Raw genomic sequence first — 4,202 nt, forward strand, 5'->3', positions numbered from 1 at the left:
TGCCGCGCCGCCGCGGCGAGCGCACCGGGCACGTCCCCGCCGAAGCGGGCCGCCGCCAGCACCGCCGCCTGCGCGTCGCCGAGCCCGCCGGAGTCCCGCGCGGCGCACAGCAGCGCCCCGCCCGGCTGCCGCCCGGCGCGCACCTCACCGGCGAGCGCCCCGCACAGGGCGATCACCGCGTCCGCCCGCCGCTCCTGTTCACGGCGCGCGTCCCGGGCGAGCCGGGCACGGCGCAGCAGCGGCACCCCCACGGCCCCCGCGAAGACCGGCAGCACCGAGGCGCCCAGCACCGCCAGCACCACCCCGGCGACCGGCGCCCACCACTCGGGGCCCAACCGTCCGCGCAAGCGGGCCAGTTCACCGAGGATCCGGTCCCGGCCCGGCGGCCCCGCGCCCACCGCCCCGCCGTCGGCGAACAGCAACCGCGCCCGCCGCGCCCCGAAATGCCGCCCGCCCAGCAGCCACACGGCCGCTCCGGCACACCCCACGGCCGCCACCGCGGACAGCGACCCCAGCGACCCCTCACCCATCGCGCCCACCGCTCCCTTTCCTGCTCTCCGGCCGGAGCAGCCCCCGCAGCCGCTCCCACCCCCGCTCCTCCACGAACGCCTCCGCGCCCCACCGCAGCGCCGGCACCGTCCGCACCAGCCCCGACGCGTCCCGCTCCAGCACCCGCACCTCGTCGATCCGCCGCCGCCCGGAGCGGTCCCGCACGAGGTGCAGCACCACCGACAGCGCGGCCGCCAACTGGCTGTGCAGCGCGGCCCGGTCCAGCCCGGCGGCGGTGCCCAGCGCCTCCAGCCGGGCGGGGACGTCCGCTGCCGCGTTGGCGTGGACCGTGCAGCAGCCGCCTTCGTGGCCCGTGTTGAGTGCGGCCAGCAGATGAACCACCTCGCCGCCGCGCACCTCGCCCACGACCAGCCGGTCCGGCCGCATCCGCAGCGCCTGCCGCACCAGGTCCTCGAGGGTCACCAGGCCCGCACCCTCCTGGTTGGCGGGTCTGGTCTCCAGGCGGACGACATGCGGATGGTCGGGCCGCAGCTCCGCGGAGTCCTCGGCGAGCACGAGCCGCTCGTCCGGACCGGCCAGCCCGAGCAGCGCGCTGAGCAGCGTGGTCTTGCCGGTGCCGGTTCCGCCGCTGATGAGGAAGGACAGCCGTGCCCGGATCAGCGCCCGCAGCACGTGGTCGCCGCCCGGCGGTACCGTGCCCGCCGCGACCAGTTCGTCCAGCGTGAACGCGCGCGGCCGTACGACCCGCAGGGACAGGCAGGTGCAGCCGACCGCGACCGGGGGCAGGACCGCGTGCAGCCGGGTCCCGTCGGGCAGCCGGGCGTCCACCCACGGCCGGGCGTCGTCCAGCCGGCGCCCCGCCACGGCGGCCAGGCGCTGCGCGAGGCGTCGTACGGCCGCCGCGTCGGGGAAGGCGACGGCGGCCCGCTCCAGTCCGCGCCCCCGGTCCACCCACACCCGGTCCGGGGCCGACACCAGGACGTCGGTCACCGACGGGTCGGCGAGCAGCGGCTCCAGTGGGCCGCTGCCGATCAGCTCGGAGCGCAACTGCTCGGCCGCCCCGAGCACTTCGGCGTCCCCGAGCACCCGGCCCTGTTCGCGCAGGGCCTGCGCCACCCGCGCGGGCGTCGGCTCGGCCCCGCTCTCGGCGAGCCACTGCCGTACGCCGTCCAGCAGCTGGACAGGCATCCGGGGTCCGTGGGCAGGCCCCGGTTTCCGGGGCGTGCCCGCCGAGGGGGTCCGTTCGCCCGTCCGCCCTTGTTCGGAAACCGTGCTCATGCGGCGGCCGCCTCGATCAGTGCCCGCTCCCAGAAGGCGGCGCAGAACCGGGCGAGCGGCCCGCGCGCCACCGCGCCGGGCGGTGTCCCGCCCTCGCCGGGCCGCCGCAGTGCCGGCTCCACGGGCACCTCGCCCGCCAGCGGCAGGCCGAGCAGCCGGGCCACCTCGCGGTCGTCGAGGCCGGGCGCGTACGGCCCCCGGACCGCCACCCGCAGATCGCGCAGGACCATGCCGACCGCGGAGGCCACGCGCGCGGCGGCCGCCACGGCGCGCAGTTCGGCGGGGACCACGAGCAGGCCGAGGTCGAGCTGGGCGAGGGCCTCGGCGACGCCCTCGTCCACGCGACGGGGCAGGTCGACGACCACGGCGCCGCCGCGCCGCCGGGCGGCGGCCAGCACCGCCCGCACGGCCTGCGGCGGCACGGCGACGCAGTCGCCGCGGTCCCAGCTGAGCACGCGCAGCGAGTGCAGTTCGGGCAGCGACTCCTCCAGGGCGCCGCCGCCGACCCTCCCGCGCGAGGCGGCGAACGCCGGCCAGCGCAGCCCCTCGGCCGTCTCCCCGCCGAGCAGGACGTCGAGCCCGCCGCCCAGGGGATCGGCGTCCACGAGCAGGGTGCGCAGGCCCTCCCGCGCGGAGGTGACGGCGAGCGCGCAGGCCAGCGTGGACGCCCCCGCCCCGCCGCGGCCGCCGATGACGCCCACGGTGAGTGCGGGCCTGCCGACGCCCTCGGCGACGTCGGCGATGCGGTCGACCAGCCACTGTTCGCCCTCGGGCAGCACCAGCACGTGGTCGGCGCCGATCTCGATCGCGCGCCGCCAGATCCCGGAGTCGTCCTGGTCGCGGCCGACCAGCACCACTCCACGTCGGCGCGGGGCTCCGCGCACCCGCCGGGCGGCGTCGTCACCGACCAGCACCAGCGGTGCGCCCTCCCAGCCGCCCCGGCGCTCGGGCACCCCGTGATGGACCTCGGGGGTGGCGCCGGCCGCCGCGCACAAGCGCAGCAGGTCGTCGAGGAGCTCGACGTCCTCGGTGACGATCAGCGGTCCGCCCTGCCGCCCTGAAGTGCCGGGCGGTGGATCGTGTGTGACGGTTCCGGACACGGGCCGGTCCCCCTTCGCTGCTTACCGCGCGCGGCCCCTGCGGCCCCGCGGATCCCGAACATGTGAAGAACCGGCGACCGGCCTTCATATGGAGGCCGATACGAACCGGCCATACGCGCCCGGCAATCGGAACCGGCCATGAACTCGCCGCGAGAGGTGCGCGTCGGAATCACGGTGCAGCGATCCGGAAAATCGTGTGGATCTTGGTCGAAAACTGTGGACAACTCGGCGGCTGTGAATATCGCCTTCACCCATACCGGTGACCCGTGTACTGGTTCCCGTACGACTTCCGCAGAGCAGCGCCACAACTACAGAACGTGACGGATCGCGGGACGGCGGCGAACGCCGCACGGCGCGGCCCGGACGGCGGGGCAACTGCGGACAGAGAGGGAGAAACCCACCCGGACATGCGACGACCCCCGCCGGGGGGGAGAGCGGGGGTCGTCTCCACGGCCGACTCGGGGGGGGAGGAGTCGGACCGGGTTAGCACGGTCGCGAACGATCCGTGACTTCCATGGTGTACCCGAGAGCCCTCTCAGGCAAACCCACGCGCCCACCTTACGCCGAATGGGCTGCCCCTATGCTCAGGGGCGTGGAAAACCACTCCTTGCCCCGCACAGCGGCCTTCTTCGATCTGGACAAGACGGTCATTGCGAAGTCGAGCACGCTCACCTTCAGCAAGTCCTTCTACCAAGGCGGTCTGATCAACCGCAGGGCCGTGTTGCGCACCGCGTACGCCCAGTTCGTCTTCCTCGCCGGCGGCGCCGACCACGACCAGATGGAGCGCATGCGCGAGTACCTGTCCGCGCTGTGCCGCGGCTGGAACGTGCAACAGGTCAAGGAGATCGTCGCCGAGACGCTCCACGACCTGATCGACCCGATCATCTACGACGAGGCCGCGTCCCTCGTCGAGGAACACCACACCGCCGGACGCGACGTGGTCATCGTGTCCACGTCGGGCGCCGAGGTGGTCGAGCCGATCGGTGAACTGCTCGGGGCGGACCGCGTGGTGGCCACCCGGATGGTGGTGGGCGAGGACGGCTGCTTCACCGGCGAGGTGGAGTACTACGCCTACGGCCCGACGAAGGCGGAGGCGATCCGCGAGCTGGCCGCGTCCGAGGGGTACGACCTGGCCCGTTGCTACGCCTACAGCGACTCGGTGACCGACCTGCCGATGCTGGAGTCGGTCGGCCGTCCGCACGCCGTGAACCCGGACCGGGCACTGCGCCGGGAGGCCGTCGCGCGCGGGTGGCCGATTCTCGACTTCCACCGGCCGGTGCGGCTCAAGCAGCGGCTGCCCGCCTTCTCCGTACC

General features: G+C 75.3%; 3 protein-coding genes and 1 pseudogene. 1 reads left to right on the forward strand and 3 read right to left on the reverse strand.

What is annotated here, in order from left to right; all coding sequences use genetic code 11:
• The 3 genes and pseudogenes from RH94_RS08835 to ssd form a co-directional block, all read right to left on the reverse strand.
• Positions 1-530 (reverse strand): annotated as a pseudogene (locus tag RH94_RS08835) (type II secretion system F family protein); the annotation flags it as partial.
• The gene (locus tag RH94_RS08840; protein ID WP_073947071.1) at positions 523-1,698 is read right to left on the reverse strand and encodes a TadA family conjugal transfer-associated ATPase; all 1,176 of its coding nucleotides are present in this window, start codon (positions 1,696-1,698) and stop codon (positions 523-525) included. The pseudogene RH94_RS08835 and the gene RH94_RS08840, both read right to left, overlap by 8 nt.
• 86 nt (positions 1,699-1,784) lie before the next feature.
• Complete coding sequence (ssd, locus tag RH94_RS08845; protein ID WP_073947072.1) at positions 1,785-2,888, reverse strand: septum site-determining protein Ssd; 1,104 nt, start codon at positions 2,886-2,888, stop codon at positions 1,785-1,787.
• 580 nt (positions 2,889-3,468) lie between these two features.
• On the opposite strand from ssd, the gene RH94_RS08850 reads away from it, so the two are divergent.
• The coding region (locus RH94_RS08850; RefSeq protein ID WP_073947073.1) for an HAD family hydrolase at positions 3,469-4,202 on the forward strand (734 nt) is incomplete at its 3' end.

This window comes from Streptomyces kebangsaanensis, from assembly GCF_001906585.1.
Lineage (GTDB): Bacteria > Actinomycetota > Actinomycetes > Streptomycetales > Streptomycetaceae > Streptomyces > Streptomyces kebangsaanensis.

Excerpts from the sequence above, each read along its gene's own strand:
- RH94_RS08840 (WP_073947071.1), bottom strand. The coding sequence starts at position 1,698 with ATGCCTGTCCAGCTGCTGGACGGCGTACGGCAGTGGCTCGCCGAGAGC.